This window comes from Pseudomonas sp. NY5710 (genome assembly GCF_013305665.1).
Classification (GTDB): domain Bacteria; phylum Pseudomonadota; class Gammaproteobacteria; order Pseudomonadales; family Pseudomonadaceae; genus Aquipseudomonas; species Aquipseudomonas juntendi.
Window position 1 is genome coordinate 4,545,894 of sequence record NZ_CP045554.1, and the last position, 25,677, is coordinate 4,571,570.

At 62.7% G+C, this 25,677-nt stretch carries 20 protein-coding genes; 14 read left to right on the plus strand and 6 right to left on the minus strand.

The annotated features are described in order from the left end of the window. The first annotated feature begins 138 nt into the window (after positions 1 to 138). Positions 139 to 456 carry a Rieske (2Fe-2S) protein gene (locus tag GEV39_RS20960; protein ID WP_054913425.1) on the plus strand — a complete coding sequence of 106 codons (318 nt, stop codon included), beginning with the start codon at positions 139 to 141 and terminating at the stop codon, positions 454 to 456. On the opposite strand, the gene sfsA is transcribed toward GEV39_RS20960, so the two are convergent. Continuing rightward, complete coding sequence (gene sfsA / locus GEV39_RS20965) at positions 446 to 1,159, minus strand: DNA/RNA nuclease SfsA (RefSeq protein ID WP_173891093.1); 714 nt, start codon at positions 1,157 to 1,159, stop codon at positions 446 to 448. The genes GEV39_RS20960 and sfsA overlap by 11 nt on opposite strands. Beyond that, complete coding sequence (locus GEV39_RS20970) at positions 1,159 to 2,331, minus strand: pyridoxal phosphate-dependent aminotransferase (protein WP_173891094.1); 1,173 nt, start codon at positions 2,329 to 2,331, stop codon at positions 1,159 to 1,161. Before GEV39_RS20970 ends, sfsA begins: the two co-directional genes overlap by 1 nt. A gap of 210 nt (positions 2,332 to 2,541) precedes the next feature. Here GEV39_RS20970 and dksA point away from each other — a divergent pair, with 210 nt between their 5' ends. From dksA to GEV39_RS21035, 13 genes are all read left to right on the plus strand, one after another. Next, positions 2,542 to 2,988: an RNA polymerase-binding protein DksA gene (gene dksA / locus GEV39_RS20975; RefSeq protein WP_016501618.1), complete on the plus strand. Its 447-nt coding sequence runs from the start codon at positions 2,542 to 2,544 to the stop codon at positions 2,986 to 2,988. A 63-nt stretch (positions 2,989 to 3,051) separates the two neighbouring features. After that, positions 3,052 to 3,939 carry a tRNA glutamyl-Q(34) synthetase GluQRS gene (gene gluQRS, locus GEV39_RS20980; protein ID WP_173891095.1) on the plus strand — a complete coding sequence of 296 codons (888 nt, stop codon included), beginning with the start codon at positions 3,052 to 3,054 and terminating at the stop codon, positions 3,937 to 3,939. Between the two features lie 269 nt (positions 3,940 to 4,208). Beyond that, the gene (locus GEV39_RS20985) at positions 4,209 to 4,385 is read left to right on the plus strand and encodes a hypothetical protein (RefSeq protein WP_003250005.1); all 177 of its coding nucleotides are present in this window, start codon (positions 4,209 to 4,211) and stop codon (positions 4,383 to 4,385) included. Further along, positions 4,369 to 7,344: a sensor histidine kinase gene (locus GEV39_RS20990; protein ID WP_173891096.1), complete on the plus strand. Its 2,976-nt coding sequence runs from the start codon at positions 4,369 to 4,371 to the stop codon at positions 7,342 to 7,344. The genes GEV39_RS20985 and GEV39_RS20990 overlap by 17 nt, the downstream gene beginning before the upstream one ends. Positions 7,345 to 7,348: 4 nt before the next feature. After that, positions 7,349 to 8,794, plus strand: a complete 1,446-nt coding sequence (locus GEV39_RS20995) for a sigma-54-dependent transcriptional regulator (protein WP_173891097.1) — start codon at positions 7,349 to 7,351, stop codon at positions 8,792 to 8,794. Positions 8,795 to 9,621: 827 nt separating this feature from the next. Continuing rightward, on the plus strand, positions 9,622 to 11,010 hold the full coding sequence (locus tag GEV39_RS21000) for a polynucleotide adenylyltransferase PcnB (protein ID WP_173891098.1): 1,389 nt from the start codon (positions 9,622 to 9,624) through the stop codon (positions 11,008 to 11,010). Then, positions 11,007 to 11,486 (plus strand): 2-amino-4-hydroxy-6-hydroxymethyldihydropteridine diphosphokinase, encoded by a 480-nt coding sequence (gene folK, locus GEV39_RS21005; protein WP_173891099.1) that lies wholly within the window; start codon positions 11,007 to 11,009, stop codon positions 11,484 to 11,486. Before GEV39_RS21000 ends, folK begins: the two co-directional genes overlap by 4 nt. 262 nt (positions 11,487 to 11,748) lie before the next feature. Then, the gene (panB, locus tag GEV39_RS21010; protein ID WP_173891100.1) at positions 11,749 to 12,549 is read left to right on the plus strand and encodes a 3-methyl-2-oxobutanoate hydroxymethyltransferase; all 801 of its coding nucleotides are present in this window, start codon (positions 11,749 to 11,751) and stop codon (positions 12,547 to 12,549) included. Further along, positions 12,546 to 13,409, plus strand: a complete 864-nt coding sequence (gene panC, locus GEV39_RS21015; protein ID WP_173891101.1) for a pantoate--beta-alanine ligase — start codon at positions 12,546 to 12,548, stop codon at positions 13,407 to 13,409. The genes panB and panC overlap by 4 nt, the downstream gene beginning before the upstream one ends. A gap of 147 nt (positions 13,410 to 13,556) precedes the next feature. Then, the gene (pgi, locus tag GEV39_RS21020; RefSeq protein WP_161891945.1) at positions 13,557 to 15,221 is read left to right on the plus strand and encodes a glucose-6-phosphate isomerase; all 1,665 of its coding nucleotides are present in this window, start codon (positions 13,557 to 13,559) and stop codon (positions 15,219 to 15,221) included. A 197-nt stretch (positions 15,222 to 15,418) separates the two neighbouring features. Then, the gene (gene acs / locus GEV39_RS21025; protein WP_173891102.1) at positions 15,419 to 17,353 is read left to right on the plus strand and encodes an acetate--CoA ligase; all 1,935 of its coding nucleotides are present in this window, start codon (positions 15,419 to 15,421) and stop codon (positions 17,351 to 17,353) included. A 42-nt stretch (positions 17,354 to 17,395) separates the two neighbouring features. Then, on the plus strand, positions 17,396 to 18,265 hold the full coding sequence (locus tag GEV39_RS21030) for an oxygenase MpaB family protein (RefSeq protein WP_173891103.1): 870 nt from the start codon (positions 17,396 to 17,398) through the stop codon (positions 18,263 to 18,265). Positions 18,266 to 18,343: 78 nt separating this feature from the next. Then, positions 18,344 to 21,280: a DUF748 domain-containing protein gene (locus GEV39_RS21035; protein WP_173891104.1), complete on the plus strand. Its 2,937-nt coding sequence runs from the start codon at positions 18,344 to 18,346 to the stop codon at positions 21,278 to 21,280. A 90-nt stretch (positions 21,281 to 21,370) separates the two neighbouring features. Here the strand turns inward: GEV39_RS21035 and GEV39_RS21040 are convergent, their stop codons facing one another. From GEV39_RS21040 to truB, 4 genes are all read right to left on the minus strand, one after another. Next, the gene (locus tag GEV39_RS21040) at positions 21,371 to 21,721 is read right to left on the minus strand and encodes a BON domain-containing protein (RefSeq protein ID WP_009685355.1); all 351 of its coding nucleotides are present in this window, start codon (positions 21,719 to 21,721) and stop codon (positions 21,371 to 21,373) included. 264 nt (positions 21,722 to 21,985) lie between these two features. After that, positions 21,986 to 24,091, minus strand: a complete 2,106-nt coding sequence (pnp, locus tag GEV39_RS21045) for a polyribonucleotide nucleotidyltransferase (RefSeq protein ID WP_009685354.1) — start codon at positions 24,089 to 24,091, stop codon at positions 21,986 to 21,988. Positions 24,092 to 24,341: 250 nt separating this feature from the next. Next, on the minus strand, positions 24,342 to 24,611 hold the full coding sequence (gene rpsO / locus GEV39_RS21050) for a 30S ribosomal protein S15 (RefSeq protein WP_009685353.1): 270 nt from the start codon (positions 24,609 to 24,611) through the stop codon (positions 24,342 to 24,344). Between the two features lie 147 nt (positions 24,612 to 24,758). Further along, complete coding sequence (truB, locus tag GEV39_RS21055) at positions 24,759 to 25,676, minus strand: tRNA pseudouridine(55) synthase TruB (protein ID WP_009685352.1); 918 nt, start codon at positions 25,674 to 25,676, stop codon at positions 24,759 to 24,761. Between the last annotated feature and the right edge of the window lies 1 nt (position 25,677).

The window sequence follows — 25,677 nt, forward strand, 5'->3', positions numbered from 1 at the left end:
TCTGAAGGCGAGCTGCACGCCTTGTGGCGAGCGGCGGAACTGCGCACCATGGACGGCAGAACGCAGCGAATGCGGGCAATTTGATAATTATTCGCATTGACGCGTCAAGCCATCATCTGTTTCACGAGTCGTACTGCCATGCATTTTCTCTGCACATCACCCAGCCTGGCCGAGGGCCAGACACGCGCCTTCAGCGTAGACGGCCTGCAACTGTTCGGCGTGCGCCGCCAGGGCCAGGTCTACCTGTACCGCAACCGCTGCCCGCACAAGGGCATCCCGTTGAACTGGGCACAGGACCGCTTTCTCGATGACAGCGCGAGCCTGATCCAGTGCGGCCATCACGGCGCCCTGTTCCTGATCGAGAGCGGCGAATGCGTGGCCGGCCCCTGTGACGGTGAGCAGTTGCAGGCCCTGGGCTGCCATGAAGACACCCAGGGCGTATGGCTCAAGGGTTGAGCAGCACCGGTAAGCGGCGGTCGATGACGATGCCCTGCGGGTCCAGGCGCGTGCCGTATGCCAGCACTTCCACCCCGCCCGCCACGGCAGCGCGCAACGCCTGGGCGTAGGCTGCATCGATCTCCTCGGCAGGGCGCACCGCATCAATGCCGGTCAGGTTGACGCAATACAGTTGCACCGCCCGCACGCCTTGGCTGGCCAGCTTTGCCAGCTCGCGCAGGTGCTTGGCCCCGCGCTGGGTCACCGCATCGGGAAACGCCGCAACCGGGCAGTCGGGGTAGCCCAGGGTCACACTCTTGACCTCGACGTAGGCCGGGGCACCGTCGAACTCCAGGCGGAAGTCGATGCGGCTGCCCTCCTCGCCATACGCCACCTCACGTCTGAGTGCCGTGAACCCGGCCAGCTCGGCGATCGTACCGGCGCGCAGCGCCTCTTCAACCAGGGCATTGGCCCGCCCGGTATTCACGCACGCCAACCGGCCCTGCGGGGTTTCGCTGATTTCCCAGGTGCCCGGCAGTTTGCGCTTGGGGTCGTTGGAGCGGCTGAACCACACCTTCCCGCCTTCACGCATGCAATTGAGCATGGAGCCAGTATTCGGGCAGTGGATGGTCAACTGCTCGCCGTTGGCCAGTTCGATATCGGCCAGGAACCGTTTGTAGCGGCGCAGCAGGCGGCCGTGTTCGAGTGCAGGTGAAAAAAGCATCAGCCTTGCCAGCTCCGCAAGCCACGGGCAATGCGATGCACCGCCTCCTCCAGGCGCGGCAGGCTTTGCGTATAGGCAAAGCGCACATGGTGCCCGGCCAGGTGGCGACCGAAGTCCAGGCCCGGGGTGAAGGCCACGTGTTCGGTCTCCAGGAAATGCCGGCAGAAGGCAAACGCATCACCGCCATAAGCGCTGATGTCGGCATATAGATAGAACGCCCCCTGAGGCTCAACGGCAATGCGCAAACCCAGCTCGCGCAGCGCCGGCAACAGGTAGTCCCGGCGGCGGGCAAATTCGGCGCGACGCTGTTCGAAGATGGCCAGGGTTTCGGGCTGGAAGCACGCCAGTGCAGCATGCTGTGCCATGCTCGGCGCACTGATGTACAGGTTCTGCGCCAGTTTCTCCAGGTCGGCCACGGCCTGCGGCGGTGCCACCAGCCAGCCAAGGCGCCAGCCGGTCATACCGAAATACTTGGAAAAACTATTCAGGACAAACGCCGAGTCATCCACTTCCAGCACGCTGGGCGCATCCATGCCGTAGGTCAGCCCGTGGTAAATCTCGTCGACTACCAAGTGGCCGTGCCGTTCACGGGTGGCCTTGGCCAGGCTGGCCAGTTCGGTACGGCCCAGCACCGTGCCGGTCGGGTTGGCCGGCGAGGCGACCAGGGCGCCAACGGTATCCTGGTCCCAGTAGCGCTGCACCAGGTCGGCGGTCAACTGGTAGTTCACCTCCGGGCCGACCGGTACCAGTTGCGCCCCACCTTCTACCAGGCGCAGGAAGTGGCGGTTACACGGGTAGCCCGGGTCAGCCAGCAGCCAGTGCTTGCCGGGGTCGACCAGCAGGCTGCTGGCCAGTAACAGGGCGCCCGAACCGCCCGGGGTAATGAGAATGCGCTGCGGGTCGATGTTCAGGCCATAACGCTGGGCATAGAACCCGGCTATCGCTTCGCGCAGCGCCGGCAGGCCGCGTGCGGCGGTATAGCGGGTGTGGCCGGCGGCCAGCGCGGCCTGGCCCGCAGCCACAATCGGTGCTGCGGTGGTGAAGTCCGGCTCGCCGATTTCCAGGTGGATCACGTCGTGGCCGGCCGCTTGCAGCTCGTTGGCTCGCGCCAGCAGTGCCATGACATGGAAAGGTTCGATGGCGCGGCTGCGCGCGCTGTAGGGGTGGGCCATGACCTTCTCTCAATAGCGGCTAAACTGAAGATTCTACCTGCGTAAGTAATCGAACGTACCGCTCAGGCCGGTGTCTGTTAGCAGGATCGGGCGGGCTAGCGCACCCCCGATCTATCTGGTAAGTTCGGCGGCTCGCAGTCGCAGGGCCGGCGGTCGCCGGAGATGGAGCATCCTGCGCATTGGATCAGATGAGTGAGAGGCGGTCTATTCATGTCCACCGTAGAAAAGCAAAAAACCGGTCAGACCATGTACGGTGTCGAGCCCTATAAAGAGACCAAGGGCGAAGAGTACATGGGTGAGCCCATGAAGAAGCATTTCACCAAGCTTCTCAACGCCTGGAAAGGCGAGCTCATGCAAAGTGTGGATCGCACTGTAGACCACATGAAGGACGAAGCTGCCAACTTCCCGGACCCGGCTGACCGGGCCAGCCAGGAAGAAGAATTTGCTTTGGAGCTGCGCAACCGCGACCGCGAGCGCAAGCTGATCAAGAAAATCGACAAAACCCTGCAGAAGATTCAGGACGAAGATTACGGCTGGTGCGAGTCGTGCGGCATCGAGATCGGCCTGCGCCGTCTGGAAGCCCGCCCTACCGCCGACCTGTGCTTCGACTGCAAGGAAATCGCCGAGAAAAAGGAAAAAACGGTCGGCAAAGGCTGATCTTTCTTCCAACCGAACGGGGCGCATCATGCGCCCCGTTGCATTTATATACCCAGCCAGACCATGACCAACTCCAGCTACATCGGGCGCTTTGCCCCCACCCCCAGCGGTTTCCTGCACTTTGGCTCACTGGTGGCTGCACTCGCCTCCTGGCTGGATGCCCGCGCGGTCGACGGCCGCTGGCTGCTGCGCGTGGAAGACACCGACCCGCCCCGGGAAATGCCCGGCGCCCGTGACGCCATCTTGCAAACCCTCGAACGCTACGGCCTGCACTGGGACGGCGAAGTGGTGTTTCAAAGCCAGCGCCACGACGCCTATGCCGCGGTGGTCGACCGCCTGTTCAACATGGGCCTGGCCTATGCCTGCACCTGCTCGCGCAAGCAACTGGAGGCCTATGGCGGCATCTACCCAGGCCTGTGCCGTAACGCCGGGCATGCGCGGGAGGGCGCGGCGATCCGCTTGCGGGTGCCAGAGCTGACCTACCGTTTCAGCGACCGCGTACAGGGTGCTTACCAGCAGCACCTGGGCCGCGACGTGGGCGATTTCGTGATACAGCGCCGCGATGGCCTGTATGCCTACCAGCTGGCCGTTGTACTGGACGACGCCTGGCAAGGTGTCACCGACATCGTGCGCGGTGCCGACCTGCTCGACAACACCCCGCGCCAGCTGTACCTGCAAGAGCTGCTGGGCTTTTCGCAGCCGCGCTATCTGCACATACCGCTGATCGTGCAGCCGGACGGCCATAAGCTGGGCAAGTCATACCGTTCGCCGCCGTTGCAGGCCGAGCAGGCGACGCCGCTGTTGTTGCGGGCGTTGCGGGCGCTGGGGCAAGCGACTGACCCGCAGTTGCTGCTGGCAACGCCGGCTGAAGTACTGGCCGTGGCCCGCCAGCAGTGGCGGCCCGAAGCGATTGCGCGGCGCACGACGGTGCCAGAGGCTGATCTGCGCTGAGGCCTTGCTGGCCTTGTCGCAGGCAAGCCAGCTGCCACAGGGATCGCAGCAGGGCTGGCAGGTGTTTGTCAGAAGATATGCAGCGCTTGTGGTAATCCTGTGGGAGCTGGCTTGCCTGCGATAGGGCACGAACAGGCCACCTTTCTCTCAAAACAAAAGCCCAACAAATTCAAACCCTTGGCTAACCTCAGCGATTCCCGCTAGCATCCGCCCAATCATTTGCGCCAATAATAAGTTCAAACCCGCAGCGCCCAACCATCGAGGCCAGCATGTACATCTATCGTTTGGTCCTGCTTCTGGTCGTGGGGATCTACCTGTTCTCCCCGGCCATCATGGACTGGTGGATCGAACCGACCGGAGCGTGGTACCGCCCGTACCTGCTCTGGCTGATCCTGATCGTCGTCACCTTCATCCTGCAGAGCCAACGAGATGCCGATGAGCTTTAGCCTGACCCAGATGATCCTGATCAGCGCCGGGTACCTCATGGTGCTGTTCGGCGTAGCCTGGGTCAGCGAGCGCGGGCTGATCCCGCGCGCCATCATTCGCCACCCGCTCACCTACACCCTGTCGCTGGGCGTATACGCCAGTGCCTGGGCGTTCTACGGCTCGGTGGGCCTGGCCTATCAGTACGGCTACGGCTTCCTTGCCTGTTACCTGGGGGTGTCCGGTGCATTCCTGCTGGCGCCGGTGCTGCTGTACCCGATCCTGAAGATCACCCGCACTTACCAGCTGTCGTCGCTGGCCGACCTGCTGGCGTTCCGCTTCCGCAGCACCTGGGCCGGCGCGTTGACCACCCTCATCATGCTGATTGGCGTACTGCCGTTGCTGGCGTTGCAGATACAGGCGGTGGCCGACTCGATCAGCATCCTTACCGGTGAGCCGGTCAAGGCGCGGGTGGCCTTCGCGTTCTGTGCGCTGATCATCCTGTTCACCATCTTCTTCGGCTCACGGCATATTGCCACGCGCGAAAAGCATGAAGGGCTGGTGTTCGCCATCGCCTTCGAGTCGGTGATCAAGCTGCTGGCACTGGGCGGCATCGGCCTGTACGCCCTGTATGGCGTGTTTGGCGGCCCGCACGAGCTGGAAGTGTGGCTGCTGCAGAACCAGACCGCCCTGGCTGCCCTGCACACCCCGTTGCAGGAAGGCCCGTGGCGCACCCTGCTGCTGGTGTTCTTCGCCTCGGCCATCGTCATGCCGCACATGTACCACATGGCTTTCACCGAAAACCTCAACCCACGCTCGCTGGTCAGCGCCAGTTGGGGCCTGCCGCTGTTCCTGCTGCTGATGAGCCTGGCCGTGCCGCTGGTACTCTGGGCCGGGCTGCGCCTGGGCGCCAGTACCAACCCCGAATACTTCACCCTGGGCCTGGGCATTGCCGCCAACAACCAGGCACTGGCCCTGCTGGCCTACATAGGCGGCCTGTCGGCGGCCAGTGGCCTGATCATCGTCACCACCCTGGCGCTGTCGGGCATGGCCCTCAACCACCTGGTACTGCCGCTATACCAGCCCCCGGCCGAGGGCAACATCTACCGCTGGCTGAAATGGACCCGCCGCGCACTGATCGTCGCCATCATCACCGCCGGCTTCATGTTCTACCTGACCCAGAACAACCACCAGAGCCTGGCCAACCTGGGCATCGTGGCGTTCGTGGCCACGCTGCAGTTCCTGCCCGGGGTGCTGTCCGTGTTGTACTGGCCGACCGCCAACCGCCGCGGCTTCATCGCCGGGCTGCTGGCCGGCACGCTGGTGTGGATGGTGACCATGCTCCTGCCGCTGCTGGGCAACCTGCAGGGCTTCTACATCCCACTGCTGGACATGATCTACGTGCTGGACGATACCAGCTGGCACATGGCGGCCATCGCCTCGCTGGCGGCCAACGTGCTGCTGTTCACCCTGATTTCGCTGTTCACCAACGCCAGCACCGAAGAGGTCAGCGCCGCTGAAGCCTGCGCTGTGGACAACGTGCGCCGCCCACAGCGCCGCGAACTGCACGCAGCCTCGCCCCAGGAATTCGCGACCCAACTGGCCAAGCCGCTGGGCGCCAAAGCCGCGCAAAAGGAAGTGGAGCAGGCCCTGCGTGACCTTTACCTGCCGTTCGACGAACGCCGGCCATACGCCTTGCGCCGCCTGCGTGACCGCATCGAGGCCAACCTGTCGGGCCTGATGGGGCCGAGCGTGGCCCAGGACATGGTCGAGACCTTCCTGCCGTACAAGTCTGGTAACGAGAACTACGTCACCGAGGACATCCACTTCATTGAAAGCCGCCTGGAAGACTACCACTCGCGCCTGACCGGCCTGGCCGCCGAGCTCGATGCCCTGCGCCGCTACCACCGCCAGACCTTGCAGGAGCTGCCCATGGGCGTCTGCTCGTTGGCCAAGGACCAGGAAATCCTCATGTGGAACAAGGCCATGGAAGAGCTCACCGGCATTGCCGCCAAGCACGTGGTCGGCTCACGCCTGGTGACCATCGCCGAGCCCTGGCGCGGGCTGCTGCAGGGCTTCATCAACGTGCCCGACGAGCACCTGCACAAACAACGCCTGGCACTGGATGGCCAGCCACGTTGGCTGAACCTGCACAAGGCGGCCATCGATGAACCACTGGCCCCCGGTAACAGCGGCCTGGTACTGCTGGTCGAGGACCTGACCGAAACCCAGGCCTTGGAAGACAAGCTGGTGCATTCCGAGCGCCTGGCCAGCATCGGCCGGCTGGCCGCCGGCGTGGCCCACGAAATCGGTAACCCGATCACCGGCATCGCCTGCCTGGCGCAGAACCTGCGCGAGGAGCGTGAGGGCGATGGCGAAATCACCGAGCTGTCCAGCCAGATCCTCGACCAGACCAAACGCGTGTCACGCATCGTCCAGTCGTTGATGAGTTTTGCCCATGCCGGTGGCAGCCACCAGAACAGCGAGGAACCGGTGTGCCTGGCCGAAGTGGCGCAGGACGCCATTGGTCTGCTGGCGTTGAACCGGCGTAATTTCGAAGTACAGTTCTTCAACCTCTGCGACCCTGAGCATTGGGTAGAAGGCGACCCGCAGCGCCTGGCCCAAGTGCTGATCAACCTGCTCTCCAATGCCCGCGACGCCTCGCCGCCCGGCAGCGCAGTGCGCGTGCGCAGCGAGGTGAGCGAGCACACCGTCGACCTGATCGTCGAAGACGAGGGCAGCGGCATTCCGAAGAACATCCAGGACCGTCTGTTCGAGCCGTTCTTCACCACCAAGGACCCCGGCGAGGGAACCGGACTGGGCCTCGCTCTGGTCTATTCCATCGTGGAAGAGCATTATGGGCAAATCACCATCGACAGCCCGGCCGACATCGAACGGCAACGTGGCACCCGGATCCGCGTGACCCTGCCCCGGCATGTCGTAGCGACGTCCCCTGAAATTCGAGACCGTCGAGAGAATTGAATCAATGCCGCATATTCTGATCGTCGAAGACGAAACCATCATCCGCTCGGCCTTGCGTCGTCTGCTCGAGCGGAACCAGTACCAGGTCAGCGAAGCCGGCTCGGTGCAGGAAGCCCAGGAACGCTTCAGCATTGCCACTTTCGACCTGATCGTCAGTGACCTGCGCCTGCCAGGTGCACCCGGCACCGAGCTGATCAAGCTCGGCCAAGGCACCCCGGTGCTGATCATGACCAGCTACGCCAGCCTGCGCTCAGCCGTGGACTCGATGAAGATGGGCGCGGTGGACTACATCGCCAAGCCCTTCGACCACGACGAAATGCTGCAAGCGGTGGCGCGCATCCTGCGCGACCGGCAGAACGCCCCAACTGCAGCACCGGCCGCCGAGCCCCGCGCCAGCACCGGCAAGGCAGCCCCTGCCGACAAAGCAGCCCCGGCAGCGGCCAATGGCGACATCGGTATCATTGGCTCGTGCCCGCCCATGCAAGACATGTACAGCAAGATTCGCAAGGTGGCCCCTACCGACTCCAATGTGCTGATCCAGGGCGAGTCGGGTACCGGTAAAGAGCTGGTGGCGCGCGCCCTGCACAACCTGTCGCGGCGGGCCAAGGCGCCGATGATTTCGGTGAACTGCGCAGCTATCCCCGAAACCCTGATCGAGTCCGAACTGTTCGGCCACGAGAAAGGCGCGTTCACCGGCGCTAGTGCCGGGCGTGCCGGCCTGGTGGAGGCCGCCGACGGTGGTACGCTCTTCCTCGATGAAATCGGCGAACTGCCCCTGGAAGCCCAGGCCCGCCTGCTGCGCGTGCTGCAGGAAGGGGAAATTCGCCGGGTCGGTTCGGTGCAGTCGCAAAAGGTCGATGTGCGCCTGATCGCCGCGACCCACCGCGACCTGAAGAACCTGGCCAAGGCCGGCCAGTTCCGCGAAGACTTGTACTACCGCCTGCACGTGATCGCCCTGAAACTGCCCGCGCTGCGCGAGCGCGGCAGCGACGTCAATGAAATCGCCAGTGCTTTCCTGGCCCGCCAGCGTGCGCGCATCGGCCGTGATGACCTGCACTTCTCTGCTGAAGCCGAACAGGCCATTCGTCACTACAGTTGGCCGGGCAACGTACGTGAGCTGGAAAACGCCGTGGAGCGCGCGGTCATCCTCAGCGAGAGCGCAGAAATTTCTGCCGACCTGCTGGGTATCGACATCGAGCTGAGCGACCTGGAAGAAGACGATATTCTCGACAACGCCCTGGCGGTGGCCAGCGCGGCCACTGCCAGCCACGAGCCGACCGAGGACTTGTCCCTGGAAGACTACTTCCAGCACTTCGTGCTCGAGCACCAGGACCACATGACCGAGACCGAACTGGCCCGCAAACTCGGCGTCAGCCGCAAGTGCCTATGGGAACGCCGCCAACGCCTGGGCATTCCGCGGCGCAAGAGCAACGCTACCAGCGATAACTGACCTGCCTGGGTGGGAGGTTCCTCCTGCCCCTTCTCTACCAGCCTCACCGGCCTGTTCGCGGGCTCGCCCGCTCCTACAAGCACAGCGCAACCTGGCAGCCACGGTGACCCTGTGGGAGCGGGCAAGCCCGCGAAACGGCCAGCCACCACCCCAGGTAACACATCCGCTGCCGTAAAAATCTGTTACCCACCCTCTGCGCCGTAACAGTCACCGAGGCGTACGGTAACGAAATCTCCACATTTCGGGCCTGCCACAAACCTGCAGAATCCACCAACTCCTTGATTTTACTGGCTTTTCAAAAGTTGGCACGGCACCTGCTATATCTTTGGTACAAGAACAATAACAAGCACTGCAACTCATAATAAGAACAAGACGAAACGGCTCACGCACAATAAAAACAAGACGGCGGAGGCGCAGCTAACTGATTCTTTTGGAGAGGATGCGTGTTTGGGGCTTGCCCCACGACCAGGCAGAGAACAACAAAAACTGCACTAAAAAGCAGCGCCTGAACTGGTTGGATCAACAGATCAACGTGACATCAGCGGCCAAAGCAATCCGTTTGCTCTTTACCCCCAGTTTGGGGGTCGTCCACAAGCTTCAGGGTTTGTGGGCAGGGCACTCAACAAAAACAAAAAGCCCGGCAAAAAAATAATAAGAGCACGCAACGACACTTCTTGGGGAGCTTAGGCTCCCCTTGTCGTTTCTACGATTCCCGCAGGCTTCCTGCTACCCGCCTACACCATTCCCTGAGTAAATGCTAGAATCCCCGCCCATCATGCGGCCATTCTCCTATTCTTGGCCGAACATTCCTTCAAACAGTGCATCCCATGCTGAAGAAGCTGTTCCAGTCGTTCCGCCCGCCCGTACCGGGCCAGCACCACAGGCGCACCACGCCTGAGGTGATCAACAAGAGCCAGCACTCGTTGCAGCGCCACCAGTTCAGCCGCCACGCGGTGAACATTGTCGAGCGCTTGCAGGCTGCCGGTTACCAGGCATACCTGGTCGGTGGCTGCGTCCGCGACCTGATGCTGGGCATTACGCCGAAAGACTTCGACGTTGCCACCAGTGCCACCCCTGAACAGGTCCGTGCCGAGTTCCGTAATGCGCGCATCATTGGCCGCCGCTTCAAGCTGGTCCATGTGCATTTCGGCCGTGAAATCATCGAAGTCGCTACCTTCCGTGCTCCGCATTCGGAAGATGACCAGAATGACAGCCACCGTTCGTCGCATAACGCCAGTGGTCGCATCCTGCGTGACAACGTATACGGCACCCTGGAAGAAGACGCGCAGCGCCGCGACTTCACCATCAACGCCCTGTACTACGACCCGGTCAGCGAGCGCATTCTCGATTACGCCAACGGCGTACACGATGTTCGCAACCGCCTGCTGCGGCTGATCGGCGACCCCACGCACCGCTACCAGGAAGACCCCGTGCGCATGCTGCGCGCAGTGCGCTTCGCGGCCAAGCTGGACTTCGGTATCGAGAAGCACACCTTCAAGCCGATCCGCGAACTGGCGCCACTGCTGCGCGAAATCCCGCCAGCGCGGTTGTTCGAAGAGTGCCTGAAGCTGTTCCTGTCGGGCCAAGGTGCCATCGCCTTTGAAATGCTGGTCGACCTGGAGCTGTTCGAGCCGCTGTTCCCGGCCAGTGCGCACGCGCTGGAAGAGCGCCCGACCTATACCCACACGCTCATCAGCCAGGCACTGAACAACACCGACCTGCGGGTGAAGCAGGGCAAACCGGTTACGCCGGCGTTCCTGTTCGCCGCGCTGCTGTGGCCTGCCCTGCCAGCCCGCGTGCTGCATTTGCAAAGCCAGGGCGTACCACCGATTCCGGCCATGAATGGCGCAGCCCACGACCTGATCGCCGAGCAATGCGCCCGCATCGCCATCCCCAAGCGCTTCACCCTGCCAATCCGGGAAATCTGGGACATGCAGGAGCGCCTGCCACGCCGCAGCGGCAAGCGCGCCGACATGCTGCTGGACAACCCGCGCTTCCGTGCCGGTTACGACTTCCTGCTGCTGCGTGAAAGCGCAGGCGAAGAAACCGACGACCTGGGGCAATGGTGGACCGATTACCAGGACGCCAACGACAGCGAGCGCCGCGAGATGATCCGCGACCTGGGCAACCGTGACGAAGGCAGCACTGCCGGCCCGCGTAAACGCAAGCGCAGCGGCAGCAAACGCAAGCGCGCAGGCGACGAGGCGTTCGAGTGACGACGCGCGCCTACGTCGGCCTGGGCAGCAACCTGGCTGCACCGGCCGAGCAGTTGCGCAGCGCGTTGCAGGCGCTGGACCAGGTCGCGGCCACGCGGCTTGTAGCAGCCTCTGCCTTCTACACCAGCGATTCGCTGTTGCCCGGGCAGCCACGTTATACCAACGCCGTCGCGGCGCTGGACACCCAGCTGGCACCGCTGGCCTTGCTCGATGCCCTGCAAGCCATCGAGAACGACCAGGGCCGGGTGCGCGCGGAGCGCTGGGGCCCACGCACGCTGGACCTGGACATCCTGTTGTTCGGCGACCAGGTGCTCGACGAGCCCCGCTTGAAGGTGCCGCATTACCACATGCATGCCCGCCCCTTCGTGCTGTACCCGCTGGCCGAGCTGGTACCGGGCGACTTCCGCCTGGCCGATGGCCGCGCCCTGGCACAGCTGCTCGAGGACTGCCCATTCGTCGGCCTGGAGCGCTTGTAAACCGGGTGCTCCAGCCCGTTGCACCGGCCCGATAACGCCAGTAACACCCTGATCGTAACAATGCGGTAACAGGGTGATTGACTTCCCCCACCTCGCTCACGACTATAGGCGTCCCGTGTGGCAACTGACTGCCGCATACCCGTATTTAGGCCCGGACGGACCTGTGCCCGAACATCACGCGCGATGATGTGCCGCTCCGGAAGATGACTACACGCGTTGAATGCAGTCGTTTTTTACAGCGCCTGAACGAGGAATTTCCTACATGCCTGAAGTAACCCTGACCACCCTGCATGGCCTCAAGGCCAAGGGTGAAAAAATCACCATGCTGACCTGCTATGACGCGACCTTCGCCAAAGTCGCCAGCCAGGCCGGTGTTGAAGTGTTGCTGGTGGGCGACTCGCTGGGGATGGTCCTGCAGGGCCACGACAGTACCTTGCCGGTCACCACGGCCGACATGGCCTACCATACCGCCAGCGTCAAACGTGGCAATGACGGCGCGCTGATCCTGGTAGACCTGCCATTCATGGCCCACGCCACCCCGGAACAGGCGTTTGCCAACAGCGCCACGCTGATGCAGGCAGGCGCCCACATGATCAAGATCGAGGGTGCCGCCTGGCTGGCAGAAACCATCCGCCTGCTGGCTGAGCGTGGCGTACCGGTGTGCGCGCACCTGGGCCTGACCCCGCAGACCGTCAACGTACTGGGCGGCTATAAAGTGCAAGGCCGCCAGGAAGCCCAGGCCCGGCAGATGCGCGCTGATGCCATTGCCCTGGAACAGGCCGGTGCAGCCATGCTGCTGCTGGAGTGCGTACCCAGCGAACTGGCCGCGGAAATCACCAACGCGGTCGGTATTCCGGTGATTGGCATCGGCGCCGGCAGTGCCACCGATGGCCAGGTACTGGTGCTGCACGACATGCTTGGCCTGTCGTTGAGCGGCCGGGTGCCCAAGTTCGTGAAGAACTTCATGCAGGGCCAACCGGATATCCACAGCGCCCTCGCCGCTTACGTCGCGGCCGTCAAGCAAGTCAGTTTCCCAGGCAGCGAACACGGGTTCAGTGCATGAATACAGTCAAGACCGTCCGCGAACTGCGCGCAGCAGTAGCCCGTGCCCGCGGTGAGGGCAAGCGCATCGGTTTCGTGCCGACCATGGGCAACCTGCACAGCGGCCACGCGGCTCTGGTCACCAAGGCCGCGCAGCGTGCCGATTTCGTGGTCGCCAGCATCTTCGTCAACCCGCTGCAGTTCGGTGCCAACGAAGACCTGGACAACTACCCGCGCACCTTGGCAGCCGACCAGGAGCGCCTGTTGCAGGCTGGCTGCAACCTCCTGTTCGCACCCAGCGTGGCAGAGATGTACCCCGACGGCATGAGCGTGCAAACCCGGGTCAGTGTTCCCCAGCTTTCCGAAGGCTTGTGCGGCGCCAGCCGGCCAGGGCATTTCGAAGGTGTGGCCACCGTGGTCACCAAGCTGTTCAACATGGTCCAGCCAGACCTTGCGGTGTTCGGTGAAAAGGACTTCCAGCAACTGGCAGTGATCCGCGCCATGGTCCGCGACCTGAACATGCCGATCCAGATCATTGGCGAGCCTACCGTGCGGGCCGACGATGGCCTGGCGCTGTCGTCGCGTAATGGTTACCTCACGCCCGAGCAACGGGCTACCGCGCCTGCGCTGTACCGCACGCTGCAGCATATCGCTTCGGCCATTGGCCGCGGGCAGCGCGACTTTGCCGCGCTGGTTGCCGAAGGGCAGGCGCAGCTGGTTGCCGCGGGTTTGCGTCCAGATTACCTGGAAGTGCGCCATGCCGTGAGCCTGCGCCCGGCAGTGATCGATGATCGCGACCTTGTGGTGATTGCGGCGGCTTACCTGGGTACCACCCGGTTGATCGACAATCTGTACCTGCATGTGGAAGAAAAGACCGCATAAAGGCCTTGGGGCTGCTTTGCAGCCCCCTCAAAATCCCCGTCCCATAGCCATTCCCAGCGCGTGGCCTTTGCCTATAATGATGCAGCCTGAACCCGGCAATGACTGCCGTGTCAAAGGCCTCACCACGCATTAAGGGAACCCCGCGCAATGGCGTATTACCGTACACCCCACGATGTGACGGCGCTGCCCGCCTGGCAGGCGCTTCAGCAACACCGCGACGCCATGCAGAGCTTCAGCATGCGCGACGCCTTCGCCGCCGATGCCCAACGCTTCGACCAGTTTTCCCTTAGCGCTTGCGGCCTGTTTCTCGATTACTCGAAAAACCTGATCACCGAGCAAACCCGCGATCTATTGGTCAACCTGGCCAACGAAGTGGGCCTGCAGGACGCTATCAAGTCGATGTTCAGTGGCGAAATCATCAACGCCTCCGAAGGCCGCCCGGTCCTGCACACCGCATTGCGCCGGCCGGTTGGCGACAAACTCAGCGTCAACGGCGTGAACGTCATGCCGGAGGTGCACAAGGTACTCAACCAGATCACCGAACTGGTTGGCCGCATCCATGATGGCCTGTGGCGTGGCTACAGCGAAAAGCCGATCACCGACGTGGTCAACATTGGTATCGGCGGCTCGTTCCTCGGCCCGGAGCTGGTTTCCGAAGCCCTGCTGCCCTACGCGCAGCGCGGTGTACGCTGCCACTACCTGGCCAATATCGACGGCAGCGAGTTCCACGAACTGTCGGCCAAGCTGCGCGCCGAAACGACCCTGTTCATTGTTTCGTCGAAGTCGTTCAACACCCTCGAAACCCTGAAAAACGCCATGGCCGCACGTACCTGGTACCTGGCCCAGGGCGGTTCGGAGGCCGAGCTGTACCGCCACTTCATTGCGGTTTCCAGCAACAAGGCTGCCGCGGTGGCCTTCGGTATCCGCGAAGAGAACATCTTCCCGATGTGGGACTGGGTGGGGGGGCGCTACTCGCTGTGGTCGGCCATCGGCCTGCCGATCGCCCTGGCCATCGGCATGGCCAACTTCAAGGAGCTGTTGTCCGGCGCCTACACCATGGACCAGCATTTCCAGACCGCGCCGTTCGACAAGAACATGCCGGTACTGCTGGCCCTGCTGGGCGTGTGGTACGGCAACTTCTGGGGCGCCAGCAGCCATGCGATCCTGCCGTACGACCACTACCTGCGCAACATCACCAAGCACCTGCAGCAACTGGACATGGAGTCCAACGGCAAGAGTGTGCTGCAGGACGGCACCCCGGTTAAAACCGAAACCGGCCCGGTGATCTGGGGTGGCGTCGGCTGTAATGGCCAGCACGCCTACCATCAGTTGCTGCACCAAGGCACCCAGCTGATTCCGGCCGACTTCATCGTGCCGGTCGTGAGCTTCAACCCGGTTGCCGACCATCACCAGTGGCTGTACGCCAACTGCCTGTCGCAAAGCCAGGCCTTGATGCTGGGTAAAACCCGCGAAGAAGCCGAAGCCGAGCTGCGTGGCAAAGGCCTGAACGAAGCAGACATCGAAAAGCTGGCCCCGCACAAGGTGATCCCGGGCAACCGCCCGAGCAACACCCTGGTGGTAGAGCGCATCAGCCCACGCCGTTTGGGGGCGCTGGTGGCCATGTATGAACACAAGGTGTTCGTGCAAAGCGTGGTATGGGGCATCAACGCCTTCGACCAGTGGGGCGTGGAGTTGGGCAAGGAGCTGGGCAAGGGCGTGTACCAGCGCCTGGTCGGCAGCCTGGACGACAGCGCCGAAGATGGTTCGACCCAAGGCTTGATCAACTACTTCCGTGGCCGTCATCGCGGGTGATCTCAAGCCTGTAACGGATTCTTCGCGGGCACGCCCGCTCCCACAGATACTGCGCCTCACTTGCGGGAGGCGCTATTCCTGTGGGAGCGGGCATGCCCGCGAAGAGGCCGGCACAGTTTGAACACCTCTCCCAGCTACACTGTCCTATCGAATAGCCGTTGCAGTCCATCGCCCCTTACAAGAGCAGGACCACCGCCATGTTCGATATCCGCAACTATCCCCAGGCTCTGGCCGTCACCCAGTCCGCCGCCCTCACCCCTGACGACTACCAGCGCCTGTACCGCCAGTCGGTAGAAGACCCCAACGCCTTCTGGGCCGAGCAAGCCAAGCGCCTGGACTGGATCAAGCCATGGTCAAGCGTGCAGCAGTGCGACCTGCGTTCCGGCGAGGCCCGCTGGTTCGACGGCGCACAGCTCAACGTCAGTTACAACTGCATCGACCGCCACCTGGCCCAGCGCGCTGAGCAGACGGCCTTGCTGTGGGAGGGCGACGACCCGAAAGATGCCAAAGCCATCAGCTACCGCGAACTGCACCGCGAAGTCTGCCGCCTGGCCAACGCCCTGAAGGCGCGCGGGGTGAAGAAAGGCGACCGCGTGTGCATCTACATGCCGATGATCCCCGAAGCAGCGTACGCCATGCTGGCCTGCACCCGCATCGGCGCGATCCATTCGGTGGTGTTCGGTGGTTTCTCGCCGGACGCCCTGCGTGATCGTCTTCTCGATGCCGACTGCCGTACGGTGATTACCGCCGATGAAGGCGTGCGCGGCGGTAAGCGTATCCCGTTGAAGCAGAACGTCGACAAAGCCCTGGCCAGTTGCCCCGCGGTCAGCAGCGTCTTCGTGGTCCGCCGTACCGCAGGCGAGGTGGACTGGGCAGAGGGCCGCGACCTCTGGTACCACGAGGCAACCGAACACGCCGGCGACGACTGTGCCCCCGAGCCCATGGCAGCCGAAGACCCGCTGTTCATCCTCTACACCTCCGGCAGCACCGGCAAACCCAAAGGCGTGCTGCACACCACCGCCGGCTACCTGTTGCAGGCGACCCTGACCTTCAAGGTGGTGTTCGATTACCGCGACGGCGAAGTGTTCTGGTGCACCGCGGATGTGGGCTGGGTGACCGGGCACAGCTACATCGTCTATGGCCCATTGGCCAACGGTGCCATCTCGCTGATGTTCGAAGGGGTACCGAACTACCCGGACACCTCGCGCTTCTGGCAGGTGGTGGACAAGCACCAGGTCAATATTTTCTACACCGCGCCGACCGCGCTGCGGGCACTGATGCGCGAGGGCTCGGGCCCACTGCAGGGCACCTCGCGCAAAAGCCTGCGCCTGCTGGGCAGTGTCGGCGAGCCGATCAACCCGGAAGCCTGGGAGTGGTACTTCGAAGAGGTCGGGCAAAAGCGCTGCCCCATTGTCGACACCTGGTGGCAGACCGAAACCGGCGGCATCATGTTGACCCCCCTGCCCGGCTCTACCACGTTCAAACCGGGCTGTGCCACCCAGCCCATGTTCGGCGTACAGCCCGCCCTGCTGGATGAAAAGGGCGAGGTGATCGACGGGCCGGGTGCCGGCCTGTTGGTGATCAAGGCCAGCTGGCCCGGGCAAATCCGCAGTGTCTATGGTGACCACCAACGCATGGTCGACACGTACTTCAAACCCATGCCCGGTTACTACTTCACCGGCGATGGCGCCCGCCGCGACGCCGACGGCGACTACTGGATCACCGGGCGCATTGACGACGTGATCAATGTGTCAGGGCACCGTATCGGCACGGCCGAAGTGGAAAGCGCACTGGTGTTGCATGACCGCGTCGCTGAAGCCGCCGTGGTCGGCTACCCGCATGACCTAAAGGGCCAGGGCGTGTACGCCTTCGTCACGGCCATGAATGGCGTTACACCGGACGAAGCGCTCAAGGCCGAGCTACTCGCCATGGTCAGCAAGGAAATCGGCAGTTTCGCCAAGCCCGAGTTGATCCAGTGGGCCCCGGCACTGCCCAAGACCCGCTCCGGCAAGATCATGCGGCGTATACTGCGCAAGATCGCCTGCAATGAGCTGGACAATCTGGGCGATACTTCGACGCTGGCCGACCCCGCCGTGGTGCAGGACCTGATCGACAAACGCCTCAACCAATAACCGGCGGCCGCTGCTGATGGCCGCACTGTATCGCAGGTCGCCATGGAAGCCCTACGCCGCCGTATCGAAACCCAGGTCATGAGCCTTACCGGGCTGGCCCTCGGCCAGCTCGACCTGGAGTCCCCCAAGGGTGACCCAGGGCTCTTCGGCCCGCACAGTGTCAGTTGGCAGGTGCATGGCGATTTTCCGAGCATGCTGGTCGGCGGCATCAGCGCACTGATGCTGCAGCTGTTGCATCCGCTGGCCCTGGCCGGCGTGTGGGACCACTCCAACTTCCGCGAGGACTTGCTCGGCCGCCTGCGGCGCACCAGCCAGTTCATTTCCGGCACAACTTTCGGCGCGACCGGTGATGCCGAGTGGCTGATCGACAAAGTGCGCACCATCCACCTGCAAGTGACCGGCACCGCGCTGGATGGCCGCCCCTACGCGGCCAGCGACCCAGCCTTGCTGACCTGGGTGCATGTGGCAGAGGTCAGCAGCTTTCTGGCCGCCCACTTGCGCTACCGTAACCCGCACCTGCCGCGCAGCGAGCAAGATGCCTACTACAACGAAATCGCCTTGATCGCCGAGCGCCTCGGCGCCCGTGACGTACCACGCTCGTGCCAGCAGGTGGAGGCCTACCTGCAAGCCATGCGCCCGCAACTGCACTGTGATGCGCGCAGCCACGAGGTCATGCGGATTCTGCTCGACGCCCCTGCCCCCAGCCGCCTGGCTCAACCGGTGGGCAAACTGATGCTGCACGCCGGCATCGACCTGCTGCCTGGCTGGGGCCAGAGCCTGCTTGGCCTGCAGCACCGGCCCTGGCAGCAGCGCCTGATCCGCCTGGGCCTCAAACCCACGGCAGCGCTGCTGCGCTGGGCAATGCGCGACGGCTCCGCGCACCGCGCCAGGCGGCGCATGGGCATCGAGTGAGGGCAACAGGTCGCGCCTGCGGAACTGATTTAACGTGCCATACTCCAAGCACTCCTGCTCAGACCGACGAAGCGACACATGTACAAAGGATTGACTCGCGCCGCTGGCGCCAGCGTGGCCCTGGTAGCCCTCTACAGCCTGCTTGGGTTCCTGATTCTTCCCGGCGTGGCGCTGCGTATCGCCAATCAGCAATTGGCCAAGTACGCAACCGTGCCCGCGCACCTTGAACGCATCGAACTCAACCCCTTCAGCCTCGAGCTGACCCTGTGGGGCCTGCAGCTGGGCGAGCCTGGCAAGGAGCAGGTCGGGTTTGACCGGTTGTACGCCAACCTGTTGCTCGACAGCCTGTGGAGCAAGGCCCTGCACCTGGAAGCGGTCGAGCTCGACAAGCCCCGCCACCAGGTCCTGTTCGCCAAAGACGGCACACTCAACCTGACGACGTTGTTCAAGCTGCCGCCGAGCGAAGCCAAGCCCGACGAGCCACCCAGCGAACCCTTCCCGTTGCGTATCGGCAGCATCAAGCTCAAGCAAGGCTTGCTGCACTTCCAGGACATGCGCCCGAGCGAACCCATCGAGTTCCTCTACGACAACATGAACCTGGAGCTGAAGAACCTCAGCACCTTGCCTGACGACAACGCCGACATGACCCTGGTGGCCAACGGCCCCAACGGCGGGCGCATCGACTGGAACGGTACCCTCAGCCTGTCGCCGATCGCCTCGCAAGGCACGCTGAAAGTCACCGACGCCAAGATGAAGCTGTTCTGGCCCTACGTGCGCGATGCCGTGCCCCTGGTGCTGCAGGACGGGCTGGTCAGCCTTCAGACCCAGTACAAGCTCAACCTCGCCAAGCAGACCGAGCTGCTGCTGGACAACGCCACGCTGCGCGTGGCCCCGTTCGCCATCAACGCGCCAGACGGCCGCCCGTTGGCGCGCCTGGCCAACCTGGAGGTGAGCGAGACGACCGTCGACCTGGTCAAGCAACAGGTGAGTGTGGGCAAGCTGCGCAGCGACAAGCTGGAAACCTGGGCTGCACTGGAAAAGGACGGCCAGCTCGACTGGCAGAAGCTGTTCGCCAGCCAACCGGCCAAAGCCACGCCGAAAGAAAAGGCCGAACCGGCTGCCGCCGGCCCTGCGCCTGAGCCACAATCGGCCAACGAACCGGCCAAGCCTTGGCAGGTATTGCTCAAGGACGTGCAACTGCGCAACTACCTGGTGCACCTGGCAGATCGCAGCCAGAAAGAACCGGTAGCGCTCGATGTCGGCCCGCTGAATGTCGACCTGCAAGGCTTCGACAGCCTCAACCAGTCCCCCTTCACCCTCAAGCTCGATACCGGCGTAGGCAAGCAAGGCAAGCTGCAGGCCGCCGGCCAGGTGAACCTGGCGCCCATCCAGGCCAAGCTCGACGTCAGCACCCGCGACATCGACCTGCGCGTGGCCCAGGCCTACGTCAGCCCGTTCATCCTGCTGGAACTGCGCAGCGGCATGCTCGACAGTGACCTCAAGGTCGACCTGAAGAACACCGCGCCACTGGCCTTCACGGTCACCGGCAAGGCCCAGGTCAGCCAACTGCATACGTTGGACACCATCAAGAGCCGGGACTTTGTGAAATGGCAACAGGTCAACGTAGACGGCTTGTCGTATGTGCACGGTGATGCCCTGTCGATCGACAAGGTGACCCTGCAGGAGCCCTACGCGCGCTTCATCATCAACGAAGACCGCACGACCAACGTCAATGACCTGTTGATCCCGCAACCGGCCGGCGCCAAGCCAAGCAGCCCGGCCACAACGGCCCCCGCCAGCAGCAGCAAGCCGCTGGGCATTCATATTGGCCAGGTCGACATCAAGAACGGCTCGGCCAACTTTGCCGACCTGTCCCTTACCCCCAACTTCGCCACCGCCGTGCAGCAACTCAACGGGCAGATCGGCACCATCGACAACCGCAAGCCGGTGCCTGCCAAGGTTGACGTGAAAGGCAAGGTCGACCGCTACGCCCCGGTTACCATCAAGGGCGCCCTCAACCCGTTCAACCCGCTGGCCAGCCTGGACATCGCCACCAGCTTCAAGCGCGTCGAGCTGACCACCTTGACGCCCTACTCCGGCAAATTCGCCGGTTACCGCATCCGCAAAGGCCGGCTCAACCTCGACTTGCACTACCTGATCACCAATGGCCAGCTCAAAGCCGAGAACAAGGTGGTGGTGGAGCAACTGCAGTTAGGTGAGAAAGTCGACAGCCCGGATGCGGTCGACCTGCCGATCCGCCTGGCGGTGGCGTTGTTGAAGGACACTCAAGGCAAGATCTCGATCGAGCTGCCGGTGTCGGGCGACCTCAACAACCCGCAGTTCAGCGTTATGCCGATCGTCTGGCAAACCCTGCGCAACCTGGTGCTGCGGGCAGCCCAAGCGCCCTTCAAGTTCATCGGTGGGTTGATCACTGGCGGCGGTTCGCAAGACCTGGGTAACGTCGCCTTCGCCCCCGGTTCCAGCACCCTCAGTGGCGATGCCCAGGCGGCGCTGGACAAGCTGGCCTCCGCGCTGAAAGAACGCCCGGAATTGCGCCTGGAAATCGAGGGCACCAGCGCCCAGGCCAGCGATGGCCCACTGATTGCCCAGCAACGCCTGGAACGTGAGTATCAGGCCACCTGGTACAAGATATTGCAGCGCCGCGGCGACAAGGTGCCTGCCAATGCCTCGATGCTGGTGGTCGACGACAGCGACAAACCCGCCATGCTCGAAGGCATCTACCGTGCGCGCCTGAAGCAACAACCGCCGGCCGAATGGGAGCAACTAAGCCGTGACGAACGCACGGCCAAGTTGCGCGATGCGGTGATCAAGTCGTGGGCGGAGAGTACTGCATTGTTGCGCACGCTGGGTCAGGAGCGGGCCAGCAGCATCAAGGATTACCTGGTCGACAAAGGCAAGCTGGAAGATGACCGGGTGTATTTCATCGACACCAGCCTGGGGCAGCCCGAGAAAGACGGCCGGGTGGTCACGCCGATGCATCTGGATGCCGAGTAGGCGCAAGCGGCACCAATGAAAAGCCCCGGCATAGGCCGGGGCTTTTCATTTTTGAAGGTGGCCAAATCCGTTTGGCCAACGGGACATCCCTTATTCGGCTTTCAGGCCGTCAGCCGAAACGGCCTGTACGCCTTTGATCTTCTTGGCAATGCTGACTGCCATTTCTTTCTGGGACTCAGTCACTTTCATGTCAGACGACAGCGAAACCACGCCTTTGTTGGTTTCTACCTTGATGTCGCTGCCCGGTACGCCTTTCTCGGTCATCAGGTCAGCTTTGACCTTGGTGGTGATCCAGGTATCGGAGGTAGCTTCCTTGGCTTTGGTCACCTCACCGGCCGCCAGCATCATCGGGGCCTGGGTGGTCTGTTGGGCAAAAGCCGCATTAGCCATGGTCAGGGTCAGAGCGGTAGCAGTAGCGGCAGCAATGGCGAACTTCTTCATGTGGGTCACTCCTGTTTTTCGAAAGGTCTGCGCCGTGTGTCCTGGCGTCAGGTATGAAGGTAGTTGCATGCGCTGTGCCAGGTTTTGATTTTCTATTAAAACCTTATAAATCAGTACTTTAGCGATTAAGCGAAACGGCAGTAATCATGCATTTTGCAATCTGCACCTGCAACCTGCATGCAAGATGCAAGTCCGCAAAAGGTTCCCGCCCCGGTCAAAAAAAAAGAGCCCCGAAGGGCTCTTCCATTGCTGCGTAGCGGTCGCTTAAACGCCCGAGGCCTTGGCCGCGGCTACGTCCTTGATCGACAGCTTGATACGGCCGCGGTTGTCCACGTCCAGCACCAGTACTTCAACTTCCTGGCCTTCCTTGAGGATGTCGGTGACTTTCTCGACGCGCGCATCGCTCAGCATGGAGATGTGCACCAGGCCGTCTTTGCCAGGCAGGATATTGACGAAGGCGCCGAAGTCGACGATACGCTCGACCTTGCCGACGTAGATCTTGCCGATCTCGGCCTCGGCGGTGATGCCCAGGATGCGCTGCTTGGCAGCATCTGCCGCTTCCTTGGTTTCGCCGAAGATCTTGATCGAGCCGTCGTCTTCGATGTCGATCGAAGCCTTGGTCTCTTCGCAGATGGCGCGAATGGTGGCACCGCCTTTACCGATCACGTCACGGATCTTGTCGGTGTCGATCTTCATCGAGATCATGGTAGGCGCGTTGGCCGACAGCTCGGTACGCGACTGGCCAATGACCTGGTTCATCTGGCCGAGGATGTTCAAGCGCGCTTCCAGGGCTTGGCCTAGGGCGATTTCCATGATCTCTTCGGTGATGCCGTTGATCTTGATGTCCATCTGCAGCGCGGTGACGCCTTTGGCGGTACCGGCTACCTTGAAGTCCATGTCGCCCAGGTGGTCTTCGTCACCGAGGATGTCGGTCAGGACCGCGAACTTGTCGCCTTCCTTCACCAGGCCCATGGCGATACCGGCCACTGGCGCCTTCATCGGCACACCGGCGTCCATCAGCGCCAGCGAAGCACCGCAGACCGAAGCCATGGAGCTGGAACCGTTGGATTCGGTGATTTCCGAGACCACGCGGATGGTGTACGGGAACACGTCGGCGGCAGGCAGCATGGCCTGGACCGAACGACGGGCCAGACGGCCGTGGCCGATTTCACGACGGCCAGCGCCGCCCATGCGGCCACACTCACCTACCGAGAACGGTGGGAAGTTGTAGTGCAGCATGAAGGGGTCTTTCTTCTCGCCTTCGAGGGTGTCCAGCAGCTGGGCGTCACGGGCAGTACCCAAGGTCGCAACCACCAGGGCCTGGGTTTCACCGCGAGTGAACAGCGCCGAACCGTGGGTTTTCGGCAGCACGCCCACTTCGATGTTCAGCGGGCGAACGGTCTTGGTGTCGCGGCCGTCGATACGTGGCTTGCCGTTGACGATGTTTTCGCGAACGGTGCGGTATTCGATTTCGCCGAAGATGTCTTTTACTTCAGCAGCCGAAGGCTGGCCTTCTTCACCGGAGAACTTGGCCACCGCCTGGTCACGCAGCTCGCCCAGGCGCGCATAGCGGTCGGCCTTGACGGTGATGGTGTAGCCTTGCGAAACCGCTTCGCCGAACTCGGCACGGATAGCGTTGAACAGCTCGGTGTTGGCCACCGCAGGTTTCCAGTCCCAGGTTGGCTTGCCCGCTTCGGCAGCCAGCTCTTTCACCGCCTGGATCACGGCCTGGAACTCGTCATGGGCGAACAGTACCGCGCCCAGCATCTGGTCTTCGGTCAGCTCTTGGGCTTCCGATTCAACCATCAGAACGGCGTCGGAGGTACCGGCAACGACCATGTCCAGGCTGGAGGCAGCCAGTTGCTCGTAAGTCGGGTTCAGCAGGTAGCCGGTGCTTTCGTGGAAGGCCACGCGCGCGGCGCCGATCGGGCCTTCGAACGGAATACCGGAAATGGCCAGGGCAGCCGAGGTACCGATCATCGCAGCGATGTCCGGGTCAGTCTTCTTGCTGGTGGAAACCACGGTGCAGACGACCTGCACTTCGTTCATGAAGCCTTCCGGGAACAGCGGGCGGATCGGACGGTCGATCAGGCGCGAGGTCAGCGTCTCTTTCTCGGAAGGACGGCCTTCACGCTTGAAGAAGCCACCTGGGATCTTGCCGGCGGCGTAGGTCTTTTCCTGGTAGTGAACCGACAGCGGGAAGAAGCCCTTGCCTGGATCAGCCTGTTTGGCGCCTACCACAGTCACCAGCACGGTGACGTCGTTATCGACGGTAACCAGCACGGCGCCGGTTGCCTGACGGGCAATACGGCCCGTTTCGAGAGTGACGGTCGATTGACCGAACTGGAAAGTCTTGATTACCGGGTTCACGGTTTCCTACCTTTTTCAGTGGCTCTTGGGGGAACTGGTTTCTTGCGAATTCTTGGGCAGAACGGGGAATCGGCCCCATTGACCGTCCAGATACAACACGAGGCTGGGAGCCTGGCCGCTGCGCGGTAAACCGCTCAGCTCAACCAGGCTGCCAACCTCGGAGATACGCGTGGCGTGCCCGACGACCCTGCTGCGAAACAGCAAAGCCGAAGCCTGCGACACGCCATGCACACCACTGACCAGGCCGCTATTAGCGACGCAGGCCCAGGCGACCGATCAGGGCGCTGTAACGAGTGGTGTCTTTGCCCTTCAGGTAGTCCAGCAGCTTACGACGCTGGTTAACCATACGGATCAGACCACGACGGGAGTGGTGGTCTTTATCGTTGGCCTTGAAGTGGCCTTGCAGCTTGTTGATGTTGTGGGTCAGCAGAGCAACCTGCACTTCCGGGCTACCGGTATCGCCGGCGGCTTGCTGATATTCGGCAACGATCTTAGCTTTTTCTTCAACGCTGAGGGCCATTTGGCTTCTCCTGATAACGGATCCCGCACGCGGGGTCCAATAGGCCAGGGACAAATCCCTGTATTAATAAAAAAGGTGTGACCGTGCCTACTGACAGCCACCCTTGCAGCCGTGGGGTTCGGCAATTGCCTGGCCCCGCGGTTTCGGTCATTCCGACCGAATAAGCCGACGTGGCGCAATGCGCCCGTCTTCGCTCACTTCACCGATACCGATGAAGCGCGCATTATGATCCTGTACCCGGACCATGCCAAATTGTGGCGCGTCCGGCGCGCGTACCGCCTGCCCATGCAGCCAGTAGAACGCACTGTGTTCGGACAGGCTGACCATTGGCCAGTCCTGCAGGCCGCTGTCCGAGGGCATCAGGAAGCGGTCCAGCGCTTCGTTGCCGCCTTCGGCATGAGCCTGTTCGAGCGCTTCGAGGGTCACCGTCTGTGCCAGCGCGAAGGGCCCGGCCTGGGTCCTGCGCAGCTCGGCAACATAGGCGCCGCAGCCCAAAGCCTCACCGATATCCTCCACCAGGGTGCGGATATAGGTGCCTTTGCTGCAACCTACGCTCAACCGTGCACGGGTGCCTTCGCACTCGAGCAACTCCAAGCGGCCAATAGTAACAGAACGCGCCTCGCGCTCCACTACCTCTCCTGCACGTGCCAGCTTGTACAGCGGCTGGCCATCACGCTTGAGTGCCGAGTACATCGGCGGTATCTGGCTGATAGGGCCGCGAAAACGCGGCAGCACTGCCTCGATATCGGCGCGACCAACGGTCACCTCGCGGGTCTGCAGAACCTCACCTTCGGCATCGCCGGTGTTGGTAGTCTGCCCCAGCTGCATGACCGTTTCGTAGCCCTTGTCGGAATCGAGCAAGTACTGCGAAAACTTGGTCGCCTCGCCAAAGCACAACGGCAGCACGCCGGTTGCCAGCGGGTCGAGGCTACCGGTGTGGCCGGCCTTTTCCGCATTCAGCAGCCAGCGTACTTTCTGCAGGGCGGCATTGGAGGTGAAGCCCAGCGGCTTGTCCAGCAGGATGATGCCGCTGACGTTGCGGCGGATACGTTTGACCTGGGCCACC

What these genes read in the sequence shown, in the direction of transcription:
- panC (WP_173891101.1), top strand. Translation starts at nt 12,546, where the DNA reads ATGAATACAGTCAAGACCGTCCGCGAACTGCGCGCAGCAGTAGCCCGT.
- GEV39_RS21030 (WP_173891103.1), top strand. Translation starts at nt 17,396, where the DNA reads ATGGAAGCCCTACGCCGCCGTATCGAAACCCAGGTCATGAGCCTTACC.
- GEV39_RS20960 (WP_054913425.1), top strand. Translation starts at nt 139, where the DNA reads ATGCATTTTCTCTGCACATCACCCAGCCTGGCCGAGGGCCAGACACGC.
- GEV39_RS21000 (WP_173891098.1), top strand. Translation starts at nt 9,622, where the DNA reads ATGCTGAAGAAGCTGTTCCAGTCGTTCCGCCCGCCCGTACCGGGCCAG.
- GEV39_RS20970 (WP_173891094.1), bottom strand. Translation starts at nt 2,331, where the DNA reads ATGGCCCACCCCTACAGCGCGCGCAGCCGCGCCATCGAACCTTTCCAT.
- GEV39_RS21035 (WP_173891104.1), top strand. Translation starts at nt 18,344, where the DNA reads ATGTACAAAGGATTGACTCGCGCCGCTGGCGCCAGCGTGGCCCTGGTA.
- GEV39_RS21040 (WP_009685355.1), bottom strand. Translation starts at nt 21,721, where the DNA reads ATGAAGAAGTTCGCCATTGCTGCCGCTACTGCTACCGCTCTGACCCTG.
- sfsA (WP_173891093.1), bottom strand. Translation starts at nt 1,159, where the DNA reads ATGCTTTTTTCACCTGCACTCGAACACGGCCGCCTGCTGCGCCGCTAC.
- rpsO (WP_009685353.1), bottom strand. Translation starts at nt 24,611, where the DNA reads ATGGCCCTCAGCGTTGAAGAAAAAGCTAAGATCGTTGCCGAATATCAG.
- acs (WP_173891102.1), top strand. Translation starts at nt 15,419, where the DNA reads ATGTTCGATATCCGCAACTATCCCCAGGCTCTGGCCGTCACCCAGTCC.
- gluQRS (WP_173891095.1), top strand. Translation starts at nt 3,052, where the DNA reads ATGACCAACTCCAGCTACATCGGGCGCTTTGCCCCCACCCCCAGCGGT.
- dksA (WP_016501618.1), top strand. Translation starts at nt 2,542, where the DNA reads ATGTCCACCGTAGAAAAGCAAAAAACCGGTCAGACCATGTACGGTGTC.
- GEV39_RS20990 (WP_173891096.1), top strand. Translation starts at nt 4,369, where the DNA reads ATGCCGATGAGCTTTAGCCTGACCCAGATGATCCTGATCAGCGCCGGG.
- GEV39_RS20995 (WP_173891097.1), top strand. Translation starts at nt 7,349, where the DNA reads ATGCCGCATATTCTGATCGTCGAAGACGAAACCATCATCCGCTCGGCC.
- pgi (WP_161891945.1), top strand. Translation starts at nt 13,557, where the DNA reads ATGGCGTATTACCGTACACCCCACGATGTGACGGCGCTGCCCGCCTGG.
- panB (WP_173891100.1), top strand. Translation starts at nt 11,749, where the DNA reads ATGCCTGAAGTAACCCTGACCACCCTGCATGGCCTCAAGGCCAAGGGT.
- GEV39_RS20985 (WP_003250005.1), top strand. Translation starts at nt 4,209, where the DNA reads ATGTACATCTATCGTTTGGTCCTGCTTCTGGTCGTGGGGATCTACCTG.